The sequence below is a fragment of the Anthropogastromicrobium sp. genome, assembly GCF_037349415.1.
Classification (GTDB): Bacteria; Bacillota; Clostridia; order Lachnospirales; family Lachnospiraceae; genus Anthropogastromicrobium; species Anthropogastromicrobium aceti.
On record NZ_JAXWCK010000028.1, the window covers coordinates 19987 to 38208 of the forward strand.

An 18222-nucleotide genomic window follows, 5' to 3' on the forward strand; every position below is an offset into this window, starting at 1 on the left:
ATCGTTTTCAAAACCAGATAGCAAGAGAAATTTTCAAAATCCTAGTGACAAACACATAAAGATACGATATAATAAAGTTAACAAGTTAACAAACATAGGTTTTTTTAAAGGAGGAAACGACTATGGGAGTAATTCAGAGATTTAAAGATATTATGTCAGCTAACATCAATGCTATGCTTGATAAGGCTGAGAATCCGGAAAAAATGATTGATCAGTACATGAGAAACCTTGAGGACGATTTAGGCAAGGTAAAGGCAGAAACAGCGTCAGTAATGGCTGAAGAAGCGCGTGCAAAGAGAGCTTATGACGAGGCACTTGCAGAAGTTGAGAAGTATCAGAAGTATGCAGAAAAGGCTGTTGCAGCAGGAAACGACAATGATGCAAGAGTATTTTTACAGTCAAAGAAGACAGCACAGTCTAAGCTTGAGGGCTTAAAGCTTACATATGACACAGCAGCAGCAAACGCACAGAAAATGCGTCAGATGCATGATAAGCTTGTAAATGATATTTCAGATTTAAGAGCACGCAAGGAAACTATCAAGGCGAAGGTAGCTGTTGCGAAGGCTCAGGAGCGTGTAAATCAGGTCGGATCATCATTAAGGGGTGTGTCAAACAATATGTCAGCATTTGATCGTATGGAGGAAAAGGCAAATAAGATGCTCGATACTGCAAATGCTATGGCACAGTTAAATGAGTCTGCAGATACAAATGTAGATGATTTGGCACGTAAGTATGATCTTGATGATGTGGCAGGTACATCTGATATTGATGATGAATTAGCGGCACTGAAGGCAAAACTTAATTAACTACAAAAATAAGGAAGGTTGACGAGTATGGGATTATTTGGTGGACAATTCTCCAGTGTTGTAGAGTGGAAAGAATACTCGGATGATATTATTTTCTGGAAGTTTCCAAGCAGCGAGATCAAGAAGGGGAGCCGTCTGATTATTCGTCCGGGACAGGACGCGATCTTTATGTATAATGGAAGAATCGAGGGTATTTTCCGTGAAGAGGGAAACTTTGATATTTCTTCCGATATTATTCCATTTTTATCTACACTGAAAAGTTTTACATTTGGATTTAACACACCGCTGCGTGCAGAGGTGCTGTTTATCAATACAAAGGAATTTACAGTAAAATGGGGCACAAAAAATGCGATTAATCTGCCAGTTCAGGGCTTGCCTGGCGGTATGCCAATCCGTGCATTTGGTACATTTAGCTTCAAGGTTTCTGATGAGCAGGTTTTAATCGACAAAATTGCCGGCATTAAGTCAGAGTTTAACGTAGAGGATATCAAGGAACGTGTAATGTCTATGCTTGATATGCTGATGATGAAGTGGATTTCAAAAGAAGGAAAGGATATGTTTAACCTTCAGGCAAATGCATACGACATCGGCAAGGGTATTGCATCAGATCTTGATATGGAGATGGTAAAGATCGGAATTGCTATTACAAGCTTTACGATTCAGAGCGTTTCCTATCCGGAGGAGGTTGCTAAGATGCAGCAGAAGGCGGCAGCTCAGTCCATGATCGGAAATGTAAATACATATACACAGATGCAGATGGCAGATGCGCTTACACAGCCAAACACAGCAGCCGGCAGCATGGCAGGCAATATGGCTGGTATGCAGATGGGTATGGCAATGGGTCAGATGATGGGCCAGATGATGAACGGCAATATGCAGAATAATGCACAGCAAAATCAGGCAGTTCCATCTTCAAATGGTACTGTGCCGAAGTTCTGTCCGAACTGTGGAACACCGACAAATGGTGCAAGATTCTGCTCAAACTGCGGTACAAAGCTTGCATAATTACAAAAATATAAAAAAGATAATGGAGGGAGACTGTGCGTACAGTCTTTCTTCCATTTTTATGGAGGAAAAACGTGTCCGATATTTTACAGTCATTAAATCCAGTTCAAAAAGAGGCGGCCAGCTGCACTGAGGGGCCGCTTTTGATACTTGCAGGAGCAGGCTCAGGAAAAACGCGTGTGCTGACGCACCGTATTGCATATTTGATTGAGGAAAAGGGAGTAAATCCATGGAATATCATGGCAATTACCTTTACAAATAAGGCAGCGCAGGAGATGCGGGATCGTGTCGACCGCCTGGTTGAGTTCGGGGCAGAGAGCATATGGGTAGCGACATTCCACAGCTCTTGTGTGCGCATTCTGCGAAGATATATAGACCGTCTTGGATATGATAATCACTTTACGATTTACGATACAGACGACCAAAAGAGTGTAATCCGAAAGGCAGTTAAAGAGCTTGACCTTGATCCTAAGCAATATAGGGAAGGACCGCTGCTTGGTGTAATTTCAGCGGCCAAAAATGAAATGATTGAGCCACAGGATTTTGAAACACAGGCTGGCGGAGATTTTCGCATGTGCCAGGAGGCAAAAATCTATAAAGCATACCAGAAAACATTAATTGATAATAACGCAGTTGATTTTGATGATTTGCTTCTTTTGACAGTTCGTCTGCTACGCGAAAATAGAGATATTTTAGAAGCTTATCAGGAACGTCTGCGCTACATTATGGTTGATGAGTATCAGGACACTAATTCAGTTCAGTTCGAGCTGATTCGCCTGCTTTCTGGAAAATATCATAATTTGTGTGTGGTTGGAGATGACGATCAGTCTATCTATAAATTTAGAGGTGCAGATATTACAAATATTTTAAGCTTTGAGGAGACTTTTCCAGGTGCAAAGGTTGTCAAGCTTGAGCAAAATTATCGTTCCACAAATAATATTCTTGAAGCCGCAAACTCAGTAATTGCAAATAATGCACATCGAAAGGAAAAACATCTTTGGAGTGAAAATGGAGAAGGAAAAGAGGTTTCCTTTATTCACTACGAGACTGCTTATGGTGAGGCAGAAGATGTAATTGACAAGATACAGACATCAGTTCATATGGGAAAGCATCAGTATCAGGACTGTGCAATTCTTTACCGTACAAATGCACAGTCACGCGCATTTGAAGAGAAATGTATTAAAAAGAGTGTACCGTATCGTCTTGTCGGTGGTGTGAATTTCTACCAGAGACAGGAAATCAAGGATATTTTAGCCTATTTAAAGACAATTGACAGCGGACGTGATGATCTGTCTGTTACAAGAATTGTCAATGTGCCAAAGCGTGGAATTGGGCAAGTGACGTTAAATAAGCTGGCTGTCTATGCTTCTGAGCATGGAATGCGGCTATTTCAGGCAATGGAGCAGGCAGAACAGATTCCAGGAATTGGAAAGGCAGCTGATAAGATAAAAGGCTTTGTCAATCAGATCATGGTATTTCGTGCGCTTGCAAAGGAGCTAGATGCAGCAGAGCTGATCGAAAGCATCTTAGAGCAGACTGGCTACTTAGAAGAGTTAGAAAAGCTTGAGGAAGATAAGGCACAGGCAAAACAGGAAAATCTTGATGAATTTCAGAATAAAGCAGCTGACTATTATGCAAATCATGATGAAGCAGCGCTTACTGACTTTTTGGAGGAGGTAGCGCTTGTAGCAGATATTGACAACATGGACAGTGAGGCAGACAGTTTAACATTAATGACACTGCATAGTGCAAAGGGACTCGAGTTTCCAGTTGTCTATATGACAGGTATGGAAGAAGGACTTTTCCCAAGCTACATGTCAATGAACAGCGGTGATCCGGGAGATATCGAGGAAGAACGAAGACTTTGCTATGTGGGTATTACAAGAGCAATGCAGCAGCTGACGCTGACAGCAGCAAAGCAGCGTATGGTTCATGGAAATATTCAATACAGTGCAATTTCGCGTTTTGTTAAAGAACTGCCGCAGGAAAAGCTTGACTGGAAGGAAGAGACATTCGGAGGTCTTTTTAAGAAAGGACCATCTATGACTGCAAACTCACTGTCAGGCAGTTTGTTTGGCGGTTCATCTTCTATGTCATCAGGCAGCTCATTTAGTGCATCACAGGGAAGTCAAACGGCAAAAAAGACAAACTATGATAATGTCTTTGATTTAAAGTATGCAAAAGCATTCTCAAGTCCAAAGCCAGATAGTCTTGACTACAAAGAAGGCGATAGAGTTTCCCATATCAAATTTGGAAAGGGAACAGTGCTTGCAGTCGAAGATATGAAAAAAGATTATCAGGTAACAGTTGAGTTTGATACAGCAGGCGTAAAAAAATTGTTTGCAGGATTTGCAAAACTTAAAAAGATTTAATAAAATTTATCTAAAACGACAAAGATAAAGCTAGTAATTTTACAGATCATATGGTATACTATTCTAAGATTGATCTTTAGAAAAAAGAAAGGATGGGTTTTATGGCAAAGTTTGATGATCTGCTGCAGGCAGTAAAGGTTCATGAGGTTCTCAAGTCTAAGGAAGAGAATGAGAAAAAGTGCAAATTTTGTTATGTGATTGCAGCAATCGCTGTAATTGCAGCAATTGCAGGTGCAGCATATGCACTGTACCGTTATCTGAAGCCGGATTATTTAGATGATCTGGATGATGATTTTGATGATGACTTTGACGACGATTTCTTCGATGATGATGACGAAGAAGAGGAGAAAGAAGACGAGGCTAAAGAAGAGGAATCTGATGAGGCTGAGGAAAAATCTGAGGATGAAGAGTCTGATGATGAGGATGAAGACTGATCTGACATCAATAGGTAAGTAAATAAAAATGATATCCCCGCCGCAAAACGGCGGGGATTTTAGTTCAAGAAAAGGAGATGTGTATGAAAAAAGGCGAGATTTATGAGGGCCGCGTGCAGGAGGTCCTTTTTCCAGACAAAGCGATTGTCGTGACAGATGAAGGGGAAACTGCACAGGTAAAATATGGCATCCCAGGTCAAAAATTACGTTTTCGTGTAAAGAAAAAGAGAAAAGAAAAAATAGAAGGCATTTTGCTTGAGATATTAGAAAAGTCAGCTGATGAGACTGCCTGTCTTTGTGAGTGGGCAGGAAAATGCGGTGGATGTCTGTATCAGACGCTTCCATACGAAAAGCAGCTGGCAATTAAAGAAGCACAGATTAAGAAAATGCTTGATAATGGCGGCACCGATTATACATTTGAAGGAATAGTGTCTAGTCCTGTTGTAAGCGGATACCGCAATAAGGTAGAGCTGACATTTGGTGATTCTTATATGGGAGGTCCTCTTGCACTTGGTATGCATCAAAGAGGCAGCTTTTATGATATTGCGGGTATTGAAACATGTCAGATTATGACACCTGATATGCGTATGGCTGCAATGGCAGTGCTTGACCATTTTTCAAAGCTGAATATTCCATTTTATCATAGAATGCGCCATGAAGGTGTTCTTCGTCATTTGCTGCTTCGCTCCAGCGCTGCAACGGGAGAACTTTTAGTCGCCGTAGTTGCTTCTTCACAGGCAGATGCGTCTACTATGCAGCTTGCAGAATTGACAGAAAAATTAAAGGCGCTGCCATTAGAAGGCAGCCTTGCAGGTGTTTTACATATTACTAATGATTCACTTGCAGATGTAGTGCAAAGCGATCATACAGAAGTTTTATACGGCAAAGATTGGATTACTGAAAAGTTACTGGGACTTTCATTTTGTGTTACATTGTTTTCGTTTTTCCAGACAAATTCAAGAGGTGCCGAGCTTTTATATCAGACAGTAAGAGATTATATTGGAGAAACAAATCAGAAGGTAATCTTTGATCTCTACAGCGGAACTGGCACAATTGCCCAGATTTTAGCACCTGTGGCAAAGCATGTGACTGGCGTGGAGATTGTTGAGGAAGCAGTAGAGGCAGCGCGTGTCAATGCCAAATTAAATGGACTTGATAACTGCAGCTTTATAGCAGGTGATGTGTTAAAGGTTGTTGATGATTTGACTGAGAAGCCAGATCTGATAGTGCTTGATCCGCCAAGAGATGGTATTCATCCAAAGGCGCTTCCTAAGATTATCGCATTTGATGTACCAACAATTGTTTATGTTTCCTGCAAGCCCACAAGTCTTGTGCGTGACAGAGAAGTATTAGAAGCAGCGGGCTATCGTATGGTAAAAGCAAGAGCCGTTGATATGTTCCCGGCTACTGGAGGAATTGAGACAGTCGCATTATTTCTTAAAAAGTAATAAGGAATCGTACTTGTTTTCAGACGCTTTAGATGATATACTATCAACAAGATCAAAAATATAAGAATAAATATAAGGCGAAAGGGGAAAAGTATGGTAAATTATTCAGAAAGACCAGAATTGCAGTATCATATTCAGCTAGGTAAAGGTGATGTAGGCCACTATGTGCTTCTTCCAGGAGATCCGAAGCGTTGTGAAAAGATTGCAGCTCATTTTGACAATCCAGTGAAGATGGCGGATAGCCGTGAATATGTGACATACACAGGATATCTTGAAGGAGAGAAAGTTAGTGTAACGTCAACTGGTATCGGCGGTGCTTCTGCATCAATTGCAATGGAGGAGCTTGTAAAGATTGGTGCCGATACATTTATTCGTGTCGGAACATGTGGAGGTATGCAGATTCCTGTAAAAAGCGGTGATTTAGTGATTGCAACAGGTGCAATTCGTATGGAAGGGACAAGCCGTGAATATGCACCAATTGAATATCCGGCAGTTGCTGACTTTCATATGGTTCAGGCGCTTGTGCAGGCAGCAGAAAAGGGAAAATATCCGTATCATGTTGGTGTTGTTCAGTGTAAGGATGCATTTTATGGACAGCATGAGCCAGAGACAAAGCCTGTCAGCTATGAGCTTTTAAATAAGTGGGAAGCATGGAAACGCTTAGGATGCCTTGCATCAGAGATGGAGTCAGCGGCATTATTTGTTGTTGGAAATTATCTTCGTGTGCGCGTTGGATCTATCTTTTTGGTTGTGGCAAATCAGGAGCGCGCAAAACTGAACATGGAAAATCCAGTTGTTCACGACACGGAGCTTGCAATTACAACAGCAGTGGAGGCACTAAGAGACATAATAAGAAAGGATAAAGCAAATGAGTAATAACAATATCCTGGTAATCGGAATTGCGGGAGGAACAGGCAGCGGAAAGTCGACACTTACAAAACAGCTTGTAAATCACTTTGGCGATCAGATTACTGTGCTTAAGCATGATGATTATTATAAGGCGCACGATGAAATGACGTATGAGGAAAGAACACATTTAAATTATGATCATCCGAATGCATTTGACACCGATCTTATGCTGCAGCATCTGCGTCAGTTAAAAAAAGGTGAGCCAATCAACTGTCCGATTTATGATTACACAGTTCACAACAGAAGCCGTAATTTTCAGGTGATTTACCCGACAAATGTGATTATTGTTGAGGGAATCCTGATTTTTGAAAACAAAGAGCTGTGCAAGGAAATGGATATTAAGATTTTCGTTGATACAGATGCTGATATTCGTATTATCAGAAGAATCCAGCGTGATGTAATTGAGCGTGCGCGTTCATTAGAGTCTGTGATTTCACAGTATATGAATACGGTAAAGCCAATGCACGAGGAATTTGTAGAGCCGAGTAAGAAGAATGCAGATATTATTGTGCTAGAGGGTGGTATGAATCTGGTAGCAATGGATATGATTAAGAATCGCATTCGCCAGCATCTGTCTGCACAAACACAAGTTTAATATTTTTGCTTTCAAATGTAAAATAAAAGAAGAAATTTTGAGAAAAACACGTAAGGTGACTGTTGACGACACAAAAGCAACGTGTTACAATGGACAAGAATCGGAGCGTTATCAAAAAACGCAGCATCTAATAAGGAGGAGTCGACGATGAGAAGGAAACAACTTTTTGCCGTTTTGATGGCAGGTTCTATGGCAGCATCTCTTGCTGCTTGTGGCAAGACTGACACAAAGAAAACTACAGCAGCAACTGAGAAGAAGACAGAGGTAGCTACTACTGAGAAAAAAACAGAGGTAGCTACTACTGAGGCAAAGACTGAGAAGGCTACTGAGAAGGAAACCGAAGCGGCAACTGAGAAAGAAACAGAGGCAGCAACTGAGGCAAAGACAGAGGAAGCATCTAGCGAGGAAGCAACCGAGGCAAAGACCGAGGAAGTGTCCAGCGAAGAGGCATCTTCTGAAGAGGCAAGCAGTGAGGACGTTTCCGCACAGGCAGAGACAGAGGAAGAGTCCAGCGAAGTAGCAACTGAGGCTAAGACCGAGGAAGCATCTAACGAGGAAGTATCTATTGAAGAGGTATCTTCAGAGGAAGCATCCAGTGAGGAAGCATCTAGTGAAGAGGTATCTTCAGAGGAAGCATCCAGTGAGGAAGCATCTAGTGAAGAGGCATCTTCAGAGGAAGCATCCAGTGAGGAAGCATCTAGTGAGGAAGCATCTAGTGAAGAGGCAACCGAGGCTAAGACAGAGGAAGCATCTAGTGAAGAAGCATCTTCAGAGAAAGCATCTAGTGAGGAAGCATCTTCAGAGGAAGAGACCGAAGCAGAGACTGAGGAAGATATCGATGGAACTGGATTTAAGATCGGTATGGTTACTGATGTCGGCGGTGTAAATGATGGTTCCTTCAACCAGTCCGCATGGGAAGGCTTACAGAGAGCAGGCGAGGCATTCGGCTGTGAAGTTAAGTATATTGAGTCTAAGGGTGATGCAGATTATGTTCCGAATATCGAGAGCTTCTTAGATGAGGATTATGATCTTATTGTATGTGTTGGATACATGATGGCTGATGCTGTTCGTGATGCAGCAGAGCTTTACCCGGATCAGAAGTTTGCTATCATTGATGATGCTTCTAATGCAGATCTGGATAATGTAACATGTATGATGTTTGAGCAGGAGCAGGCTTCCTACTTAGTAGGTCTGGCAGCAGGCTATACAACCGAGAGCAATATCGTAGGCTTCGTTACTGGAGCAGCAAATGAGACAATGAACTCCTTCGGTTATGGTTACTGTGCAGGTGTTCTTGATGCAAATCCAGATGCAACTATCCTTCAGTACAATGCAAACAACTTCGGTGATGCAAGTGGTGGAAAGACTGCAGTAAATACCATGGTAACAAAGGGCGCAGATGTAGTATTCCATGCAGCAGGTGGTACTGGTATCGGTGTTATCGATGGATGCAAGGAAAATAAGATCTGGGCAATCGGTGTTGACTCTGACCAGAGCCCACTGGCACCTGAGACTATCCTGACTTCCGCTTTAAAGAGAGTTGATAACGCTTGCTACGATGCAACAAAGAAGACTATTCTTGGAACACTTGAGGGTGGTGTTGAGACATACGACCTGGCAGCAGGCGGTGTTGATATCGCTCCGACCACAGACAACCTGTCTAAGGATGTTCTTGAGAAGATCGAGGATGCAAAGAAGGATATCATTGCTGGTGATTTGGTAGTTCCAAAGAATCAGGAAGAGTTCGAGGAAAAGTACGGCGACGTATACGAGCTGGACTAATTGGTGGATAATGCCATAACGAGGTGGCAGTGACGTGGTCACTGCCATCTTTTTTGCACAGTAACTTATAAGTTGCTGTGTGCAATTACGGCTGGGTGGTATCGTGATTAACGATAAACAGCCAAAAAGAGGAGAATAGATTATGAGAAAAATATTTGCATCAATGACAGCAGTTTCAATGGCAGCAGCAGTAATGCTTGCAGGATGTGGCTCAAACAGCAGTGATAAGAAAACTACTACAGCAGCTTCAACAAAGGCAACAGAGGCAGCAACCGAGAAGAAGACCGAGGCTGTGACTGAAAAAGAGACAGAAAAGGTATCTTCAGAAGAGGCTTCTTCTGAGGAAGTTTCTTCTGAAAAGGCTTCTGAGGAAGCATCTAGCGAGGTAGCTTCTAAGGAAACAGAAGCAAAGGCAGATGAAAATGCAAAAGTCCGCGTTATTGATATTGACCTGACAAGTGAGCAGTATGCATTTGGCGTAGATAAAGAGCAGCCAGAGCTGTTAGAGAAGACAAATGAGTTCATCGCAAAGATCATGGAGGACGGAACATTTGATGAGATCTGTAATCATTACTTTGGCGATGGAGAGCCGGTTATGGTAAAGTCTGCAGAATATGATGAGTCTAAGGATCAGTTAGTCGTAGCAACTAATGCAGGTTTTGAGCCATTTGAGTATATGAAGGGTGAAGATTACTGTGGTATCGATATGGAGATGGCAGCACTTCTTGCTGATTATTTAGGCAAAGAGCTTGTAATTCAGAACATGGATTTTGATGCTGTATGTCTGGCTGTTGGACAGCAAAAGTGTGATATCGCAATGGCAGGACTTACTATTACTGATAGCAGAAAAGATCAGGTAACATTTACTGATTCTTACTATAATGCATCACAGAAGCTGATTGTTGCAGCAGATGATACGACGTTTGACGCATGCAAGACAAAGGAAGATGTAGAAGCTATCTTTAAGACCTTTGACAGCAAGACAAAGGTTGGTGCACAGAACGGAACAACAGCTCAGTTTTATGTTGAGGGAAGTGCAGATCTTGACTTTGCAGGATTTGATATGACACTTGTAGGATATAAAAATGCTTCCTTAGCTGTACAGGATCTTCTGAATGGAAACTTAGATTATGTCATGGTTGACGCAGCACCAGCAGCTAGCATTACAGCAGCAATTAATTCACTGTAAGGAGTAACAGGATGGGAGATTTTGGTCGTAAAATAGACCGTTTTATTGAGATTTTCGTGGAGCAGCGTGGATATGTCCGTGTGCTTGAGGGCCTTCAGAATACTGTTATGATTGCGGTAGTAGGTCTATTAGTTGGTGTTCTGATTGGAACATTGATTGCTTCGGTAAGAGTAATGCCAAAGTATAAGCTTCTTCCGCGTGTATTGAATGGCTTTTGTAGCTTTTATGTGGGGCTGTTTCGCGGAACGCCAATGGTTGTGCAGCTTCTGGTGTGCTACTATGTACTGCTTCCTCTTTTGGGAGCGCATATGACAGGTGTGCAGGTATCTATGCTTGTCTTTGGCTTAAACAGCGGAGCTTATATTTCAGAGATGATGCGTGCGGGCATTGAGTCCGTCGATCCGGGACAAATGGAGGCAGGAAGAGCAGTCGGACTTAGTTTTTCGGTCACTATGATCAAAATCGTCATCCCACAGGCTGTAAAAAATATTTTGCCGACACTTGGAAATGAGTTTATCGCACTTGTCAAGGAGACATCAGTTGTAAGCTTTGTTGGAGCTGCCGATCTTTATGTTGCATTCAACTATATCGGAACAAACAGCTACGAGTTTATGGTACCATATCTTGTAATGGCACTTATTTACATTGTGATTGTACTTTTGATCAGCCTTGGTATTAAATTAATGGAAAGGAGCCTGAAGAAGAGTGATAGACGTAATTGATTTGAAGAAAAACTTTCATGATCTTGAGGTTCTCAAGGGAATTAACTTTAAAGTAGAGAAGGGTGATATTGTTGCAGTTATTGGCCCTTCTGGTTCTGGAAAAAGTACATTCTTACGATGCCTGAATTGTATGGAAGATCCAACATCAGGAAAGATCATTTTTAATGGTGTTGATATTGCAGATATGAAGGTAGATATTAATGTTCATCGCCGTCATATGGGTATGGTATTTCAGCATTTTAATTTGTTTAACAATAAGACAGTGTTGGAAAATATTATGCTGGCACCAGAATATGTACGCTGTAAAGAAGCAAAAAAGCTAAAAACAGGAAAGAGCAAAAAGCAGATCCACGAGGAAGTAAAAAATGAGGCAATGGAGCTTTTAAAGCGCATTGGTCTTGAATCCAAGGCAGATGTGTATCCATCAACACTTTCTGGTGGTCAAAAACAGCGTGTCGCAATTGTGCGTGCACTTGCCATGAATCCGGATGTAATTTTATTTGACGAGCCAACAAGTGCGCTTGATCCAGAGATGGTAGGAGAGGTACTTGATCTTATGAAGAGCGTTGCTGCAGAAGGTATGACCATGATCGTTGTCACTCATGAGATGGGCTTTGCAAGAGAAGTTGCAAATCGTGTTATCTTTATGGATGATGGCCGTATTTTAGAGAGTGGTGATCCTAAGGAATTTTTTGCAAATCCGAAAACACAGCGTGCACGTGAATTTTTATCTAAGGTGCTGTAATATAAGGCAAAGAATCGTCACATGACATAGTGACGGTTCTTTTTTCTTGAAAAACTCTTTACTAAAAGCAAAAAACAGTATAGAATATAAATGAGAAAGTAGCGTTTAATACTAAACTCTTAAATAGAACAACACTTTAATGCGGCAACAAAAGCAGGCTGTATTAAAGTGTTGTACCAATTTAAGTAAGCTTAAGAAAGGATGGTGCCATTTTGAGACCAATATCAATGGAACGTGTGGAAAACACAAGACAAGAAATATTAAATATTATCACAAGCCGTAAGCTGACACATGAGCAGAAGCTGACTAACCTTGCAGGACAGGCAGACTCTTTGCTTGAGGTACTGGATCTTCCAGACGGACTCGAAGAGCTTCTTGAGCCGGTTGAGGGAAAGCAGTGTATCTGTGATCTGTTTGAGGGCCATGCACCGGTAAGACCGAGATACATTGTCCCGGACTATGCAAAGTTTATGAGAGAAGGAAGCAAGTTCTTACAGCTTGACCCGCCGAAGGATATCTACGAGGCAATCAACTCTCTTCTGATTTTCTATAAGAATGTTCCAAGTGTCACCAATTACCCGGTTTATTTAGGAAACATTGATGAGCTGCTTGAGCCATTTATGGATGATGTGGACGAGGCACAGGCAAAGAAGCTGTTTAAGCTGTTCTTTACCCATATCGACCGCACCGTTCTTGATTCCTTCTCCCATGCGGACATCGGACCAAAGGCTACCAGAGCAGGACGTTTGATCTTAGAGGTAGAGCGTGAACTTTTAGATGCAGTACCAAATATTACGATGAAATATGATACTGATATCACACCAGATGATTTTGGTATCGAGTGTGTGAAAACAGCACTTAAGACGGCTAAGCCGAGCTTTGCAAATCATAAGATGTTCAAAAAAGAACTCGGTGAAAATTATGTCATCGCTAGCTGCTACAATGGTCTTTTATTAGGCGGCGGTTCCTATACGCTGTGCCGTCTGATTCTTGGTAATATCGCAAAGCGTGCAAAAGATAAGAAGGACTTCTTCGAAAATCAGCTTCCATATGTAATGGAGCGCATGGCACTTTATATGGATGAACGCATTCGTTTTGAGGTGGAGGAGAGCGGCTTTTTCGAGAGCAACTTCCTTGCAAAAGAAGGCTTTATCCACAGAGATCGTTTCACCGCAATGTTTGGTATGGTCGGCATGGCAGAGTGTGTCAATATTCTGATGGAGCTTGAGGGCAAAAAGGGCCGCTTTGGTCACGACAAGGAGGCAGATGACCTCGGTGTTGAGATTATGGAGGCAATCAATGCATTTAATAACGCACATGTAAATCCATACTGTGAGGCAACAGGCGGTCATTTTCTCTTACATGCACAGGTCGGCATCGCACAGGATAAGAACATCACTCCTGGAACGAGAATTCCGATTGGTGAGGAGCCGAAGGAGCTGATTGATCAGCTGCGCCATTGCAGCCGCTTCCACAAGTACTTCCCATCTGGTACCGGCGATATTTTCCCAGTAGACGTGACAGTACACAAGAATCCACAGTTTGTTCTTGACATCGTAAAGGGGGCATTCCAGGCTGATCTTCGTTACCTGTCCTTCTATGAGAGCGACGGCGATGTAATTCGCGTCACCGGATACTTAGCAAAGCGTTCCGAGATTGAAAAGTATCAAAAGGGTGAGAGTGTGCTGCAAAATACAACGCAGCTTGCAACAGGTGCAACTGAAAATGGTCATGTTCAGGAAAGAAGGATTCGGTAATGATCACTGCACCGGTCAATAAAATTATTCCATTTAGCAGCGTAGATGGTCCGGGAAATCGCACGGCCGTATTTTTTCAGGGCTGTAACTGGGATTGCTGTTATTGCCATAACCCAGAGACAAGAAATATGTGCAAAGGCTGTATGGCCTGTGTGCAGGTCTGTCCTGTGGGGGCACTTCAAAATGAAAATGGCAAGGTGCATTTCTTTCCAGAGCGCTGTGTAGGATGCGACACCTGCATCAAAACATGTCGTTTTGGAAGCAGTCCACGTATCTGTAATTTGACACCAGAAGAAACTTTTGAACAGATCAAAAAGCAGATTCCATTTATCAGCGGCGTCACTGTTTCTGGAGGCGAGTGCAGTCTATATTGTAAGTTTGTCGAATCATTATTTAAGCTTTGCAAAGAAGCTGGTTTAAATACGATGATGGACAGCAACGGCAGCACACCGTTTGCTGGAAAAGACGATCTGTTAGCGGTTACAGACGGTGTTATGCTTGACATTAAGGTATTTGGCGAAGAGGATCATTTAAAAGTTACTGCGATGCCAAACAAGAACACGCTTGAGAATGCAGTATTTTTAGCAAAGATGGGAAAACTTTTTGAAATTCGTACCGTCATTGTACCAGGTCTGTTTGACATTGAAAATACAATTATTAAAGCTGGAGAATTGTTAAGGCCATATCAGAGTATTCATCCAGTGCGCTACAAACTCATCTCATACCGTCCTTTTGGCGTCAGGGAAGAGTACAGGACTTATCAGAGTCCGTCAAAGGAGTATATGGAACAGCTAGAAGAGCTTGCTTATAAGAGTGGCTTTGATGATGTTGTTACCACATAAAGAAAAAACATAGTCGAAATAGACAATTGTTTTAAATGCTTATAACAGACGAAGGAGGAGGAAGAGATGGAGAGAATCAGTCATATGGACATGACGAAGCCAGCCATCGAAATGCGTGAAATTGTCAAGAAATTTGGCGATTTTACAGCGAATGACCATGTTAATCTGCTCGTTCACAAGGGTGAGGTTCATGCAATCCTTGGTGAGAATGGAGCTGGAAAGAGTACACTTATGAATGTGCTCTATGGCCTGTATCAGCCAACATCCGGACAGATTTTTGTTGGCGGAAAAGAGGAAGTGATTCACAGTCCAAGCCGTGCTATTGAACTTGGAATTGGTATGGTTCACCAGCATTTTATGCTTGTACAACCATTTTCTGTCACAGAAAACATTATCCTTGGAATGGAGCCGATGAAAGGTCTTACGGTAGATCTAAAGACAGCGCGCAAGAGGGTAGAGGAGATTTCAAAGCGCTACAATATGCAGGTAGATCCGGATGCCAAGATTGAAGATATTTCTGTTGGTATGCAGCAGCGTGTGGAGATTTTAAAGGTTCTCTATCGTGGTGCAGACATCCTGATTTTGGATGAGCCGACTGCATCGCTGACGCCGCAGGAGATCACAGAGCTTATGGAGATTATTTCCAATCTGACAGCCGACGGAAAATCCGTTATTTTGATTACTCATAAGCTAAAAGAGATTACAAGCTGTGCTGATTATTGTACGATTATCCGTCAGGGAAAATATATTGATACAGTCAAAGTCAGTGATGTTAATGAAAATGATCTTGCAGCCATGATGGTAGGCCGTAAGGTTGAGTTTAAGGTAGAAAAGAAGGATATCAAGCCGGGAGAGGTTGTTCTTGAAGTGAAGGATATTCATGGAAAGGACTACCGCGGTGTTGAGATTTTAAAGGGACTTAATCTGTCAGTTAGAAGAGGTGAGATTGTAGGTCTTGCCGGTGTCGATGGAAATGGACAGACAGAGCTTGTTGAAATTTTGACAGGATTGAAAAAGGGCGATTCAGGTGAAGTCCTCATTAACGGCAAGAATGTTTTCAACAAAAAACCAAAGGAAATCTTTGAGAGCGGCATCACAAGTATTCCAGCTGACCGCCAAAAGCATGGTCTGGTGCTGGAGTTTTCTGTTGCTGAAAATCTGATTTTGCAAAATTACATGAAGGAGCCGTACTCAAAGAAAGGTGTCTTGAAAAAGGATGCCATTATGGCTCATGCAAAGGATCTTGTAGAGAGGTTTGATATTCGTCCGGCAGGAAGTGAGTCTCGTCCGGCGGGAACGCTTTCAGGCGGAAATCAGCAAAAAGTTATTATTGCAAGAGAGATTACAAATGATAAGGATCTGTTGATTGCTGTTAACCCGACTCGTGGTCTTGACGTTGGTGCTATTGAGTTTGTACATCGCTACTTAGTCGAGCAGCGAAATAAAAATAAGGCTGTGCTTCTCGTTTCTTTTGAGCTGGATGAGATTATGAGTGTATCTGATCGTATCGAGGTTATCTTTGACGGACAGATTACAGGAAGTATGCCGGCGGCAGGTGCAGATGAGAAGACCCTTGGAATTATGATGGCAGGAGGAAAGCAGCATGAAGCATAAGAAAAGTATATTAGAAGGAAATATTATCTATACGCTGTTTGCAATCCTGATCGGATTTTTAACAGGTGCAATTATTCTGGCGATTGCAGGAATGAATCCAGGTGTTATTTACGCAAAGCTGTTTACTGGTATTTTTGCAAAACCGAAGTTTTTAGCGTGGTCAGTTGTCTATGCAACACCTTTAATTTTTACAGGTCTTAGTGTGGCTTTCTCTTTCCGCACAGGTGTATTTAACATTGGTGCAGAGGGCCAGTTTGTAGTGGGAAGTCTTGCAGCGACTGTAATCGGAATGTTTTGTCCGCTTCCGGCAATAATTACAGTTCCGCTTTGTCTAATTGCAGCAGCAGCAGCAGGTGCTGTGTGGTCTGCATTTTGTGGTCTGTTAAAGGTAAAAAAGGGAATCAATGAGGTACTTTCCTTTATTATGATGAACTGGATTGCTTACTATCTCTCTAACTATATTGTAAATCTTCCTGGAATTAAGGCGCCGTCAAAGGAAGCAACCATTGATATTTTGGACAATGCCAAGATGTTGCTGCCGCTGTCAGTGCGTCAGATGACAGGATGTACAACAATAAATTATGGAATTATTATTGCAATTGTTGTTGCCGTGATTATATGGTATATCATCAATAAGACAACGCTTGGATATGAACTTAGAAGCGTTGGATTTAACAGTCATGCTGCTGAGTACGGCGGTATTAATTCTAGTGCATCTGTTATGAAGGCACTTGCTATCTCTGGTGCACTAGCAGGTCTTGGCGGTGCGGTACAGATTCTTGGAAATGCAATGCATATCGCACAGTTTGCCGGACAGGAAGGCTTTGGTTTCCAGGGAATTACAGTTGCGTTAATCGCAAGTTCCAACCCGATAGGCTGTATCTTTGCTGGACTTTTCTACGGTGCAATGAAGTACGGTGGTTCTAAGTTAAACCTTGTTGGTGCACCAAAGGAGGTTCTTGATATTATCATGGGTGCGATCGTTTTAATTATTGCGATCACACATGTATTCAAGGCATTTGCTCAGAAGAAGATGCAGAAGGGAGGAAAGTAAGATGAATGAATTTATAAAAGATTTCGGACTTTTAATTAACGCGATGCTGATCGCAACGCCTCCGCTTCTGTATGCGGCGCTTGGTTCTTGTATTTCAGAGCGAAGCGGTGTTGTCAACATCGGTATTGAGGGAATGATGACAGTAGGTGCATTTACAGGTGCAGCGCTTTGCTATTTTATTCCAGGTTCACCATGGCTAGCTTTTGTACTTGCTGGAGTAGCCGGTGCGCTTGTTGCAGTGATTCATGCATTTGCCTGCATCACCTGCAACGCAGATCAGACAATTTCTGGTACTGCCATTAACTTTTTGGCACCTGGTATTGCAATTTTTATCTGTCGTGTATTATTCGCAGACAGTACTGATACACCGGCAATTACTGATGACGCAAGCCGTCTTCCGAAGCTTCTTGACGGTGTATTTCCGTCAGGTTCCTTCTGGAATAATGTATTAAATATCCATGTGGCAGGCTACATTTGTTTTATCTGTGTGGCGATTGTCTGGTTCTTGTTCTACAAGACAAAGTTTGGTCTTCGCCTTCGCGCAGTAGGTGAGCATCCACAGGCTTGTGATACCCTTGGAATCAACGTAACAAAGACACGCTATATTGCCGTTATCTTATCGGGCTTTTTCTCAGGTCTTGGCGGTGCCTATATAACTATGGCAACTACAAACCAGTTTAAGCCAGCCGTTATCGTAGGTCAGGGCTTTATGGCAATTTCTGCTGTTATTTTTGGTAAATTTACACCTCACGGCGCCATGCTTGCATGTATGCTGTTTGGTCTTTGCAGCGGTGTAAAGGTTCTGGCAGGAACAAGCAATATTATTTCCCCGAACTTAATTTCCATGATTCCGTATATTGTAACAATTCTGGCACTTGTATTGTTTGTCGGAAAGGCAAGAGTTCCGGCTGCAAACGGAAAGCCATATATCAAATCTAAGTAATAGGA

The 18222-nt window shown here is 42.2% G+C and carries 16 protein-coding genes; all 16 read left to right on the forward strand.

Going from position 1 to position 18222, the window contains the following annotated elements; translation table 11 throughout:
- The first annotated feature begins 122 nt into the window (after window positions 1–122).
- Window positions 123–806, forward strand: coding sequence for a PspA/IM30 family protein (locus WJP93_RS05760; RefSeq protein ID WP_227100397.1), 684 nt, complete (start codon window positions 123–125; stop codon window positions 804–806).
- A gap of 27 nt (window positions 807–833) precedes the next feature.
- Entirely contained in the window at window positions 834–1811 is a 978-nt protein-coding gene (locus tag WJP93_RS05765; RefSeq protein WP_337547289.1) for an SPFH domain-containing protein, read from the forward strand.
- A gap of 74 nt (window positions 1812–1885) precedes the next feature.
- The gene (gene pcrA / locus WJP93_RS05770; RefSeq protein ID WP_337547290.1) at window positions 1886–4183 is read left to right on the forward strand and encodes a DNA helicase PcrA; all 2298 of its coding nucleotides are present in this window, start codon (window positions 1886–1888) and stop codon (window positions 4181–4183) included.
- Between the two features lie 101 nt (window positions 4184–4284).
- The gene (locus tag WJP93_RS05775) at window positions 4285–4617 is read left to right on the forward strand and encodes a hypothetical protein (protein WP_227100394.1); all 333 of its coding nucleotides are present in this window, start codon (window positions 4285–4287) and stop codon (window positions 4615–4617) included.
- A gap of 83 nt (window positions 4618–4700) precedes the next feature.
- Window positions 4701–6065 (forward strand): 23S rRNA (uracil(1939)-C(5))-methyltransferase RlmD, encoded by a 1365-nt coding sequence (rlmD, locus tag WJP93_RS05780; RefSeq protein ID WP_262536562.1) that lies wholly within the window; start codon window positions 4701–4703, stop codon window positions 6063–6065.
- A gap of 93 nt (window positions 6066–6158) precedes the next feature.
- Window positions 6159–6941 carry a uridine phosphorylase gene (gene udp, locus WJP93_RS05785; protein WP_337547291.1) on the forward strand — a complete coding sequence of 261 codons (783 nt, stop codon included), beginning with the start codon at window positions 6159–6161 and terminating at the stop codon, window positions 6939–6941.
- The gene (gene udk / locus WJP93_RS05790; RefSeq protein ID WP_066558481.1) at window positions 6934–7569 is read left to right on the forward strand and encodes a uridine kinase; all 636 of its coding nucleotides are present in this window, start codon (window positions 6934–6936) and stop codon (window positions 7567–7569) included. The genes udp and udk overlap by 8 nt, the downstream gene beginning before the upstream one ends.
- Window positions 7570–7716: 147 nt before the next feature.
- Entirely contained in the window at window positions 7717–9351 is a 1635-nt protein-coding gene (locus tag WJP93_RS05795; protein WP_337547292.1) for a BMP family ABC transporter substrate-binding protein, read from the forward strand.
- A 142-nt stretch (window positions 9352–9493) separates the two neighbouring features.
- Window positions 9494–10540 carry a transporter substrate-binding domain-containing protein gene (locus WJP93_RS05800; protein ID WP_337547293.1) on the forward strand — a complete coding sequence of 349 codons (1047 nt, stop codon included), beginning with the start codon at window positions 9494–9496 and terminating at the stop codon, window positions 10538–10540.
- An 11-nt stretch (window positions 10541–10551) separates the two neighbouring features.
- A complete protein-coding gene (locus WJP93_RS05805; protein ID WP_066558479.1) occupies window positions 10552–11262 on the forward strand; it encodes an amino acid ABC transporter permease in 711 nt (236 codons plus the stop codon).
- Window positions 11246–12007 (forward strand): amino acid ABC transporter ATP-binding protein, encoded by a 762-nt coding sequence (locus WJP93_RS05810; RefSeq protein ID WP_066558478.1) that lies wholly within the window; start codon window positions 11246–11248, stop codon window positions 12005–12007. The genes WJP93_RS05805 and WJP93_RS05810 overlap by 17 nt, the downstream gene beginning before the upstream one ends.
- Window positions 12008–12219: 212 nt before the next feature.
- On the forward strand, window positions 12220–13764 hold the full coding sequence (locus tag WJP93_RS05815; protein ID WP_337547294.1) for a YjjI family glycine radical enzyme: 1545 nt from the start codon (window positions 12220–12222) through the stop codon (window positions 13762–13764).
- The gene (locus WJP93_RS05820; protein WP_337547295.1) at window positions 13764–14606 is read left to right on the forward strand and encodes a YjjW family glycine radical enzyme activase; all 843 of its coding nucleotides are present in this window, start codon (window positions 13764–13766) and stop codon (window positions 14604–14606) included. The genes WJP93_RS05815 and WJP93_RS05820 overlap by 1 nt, the downstream gene beginning before the upstream one ends.
- Before the next feature lie 84 nt (window positions 14607–14690).
- Complete coding sequence (locus WJP93_RS05825; protein ID WP_066558556.1) at window positions 14691–16220, forward strand: ABC transporter ATP-binding protein; 1530 nt, start codon at window positions 14691–14693, stop codon at window positions 16218–16220.
- Window positions 16210–17274: an ABC transporter permease gene (locus WJP93_RS05830; RefSeq protein WP_118612410.1), complete on the forward strand. Its 1065-nt coding sequence runs from the start codon at window positions 16210–16212 to the stop codon at window positions 17272–17274. Before WJP93_RS05825 ends, WJP93_RS05830 begins: the two co-directional genes overlap by 11 nt.
- Before the next feature lies 1 nt (window position 17275).
- Window positions 17276–18217, forward strand: coding sequence for an ABC transporter permease (locus WJP93_RS05835; RefSeq protein WP_308732008.1), 942 nt, complete (start codon window positions 17276–17278; stop codon window positions 18215–18217).
- Window positions 18218–18222: the final 5 nt, after the last annotated feature.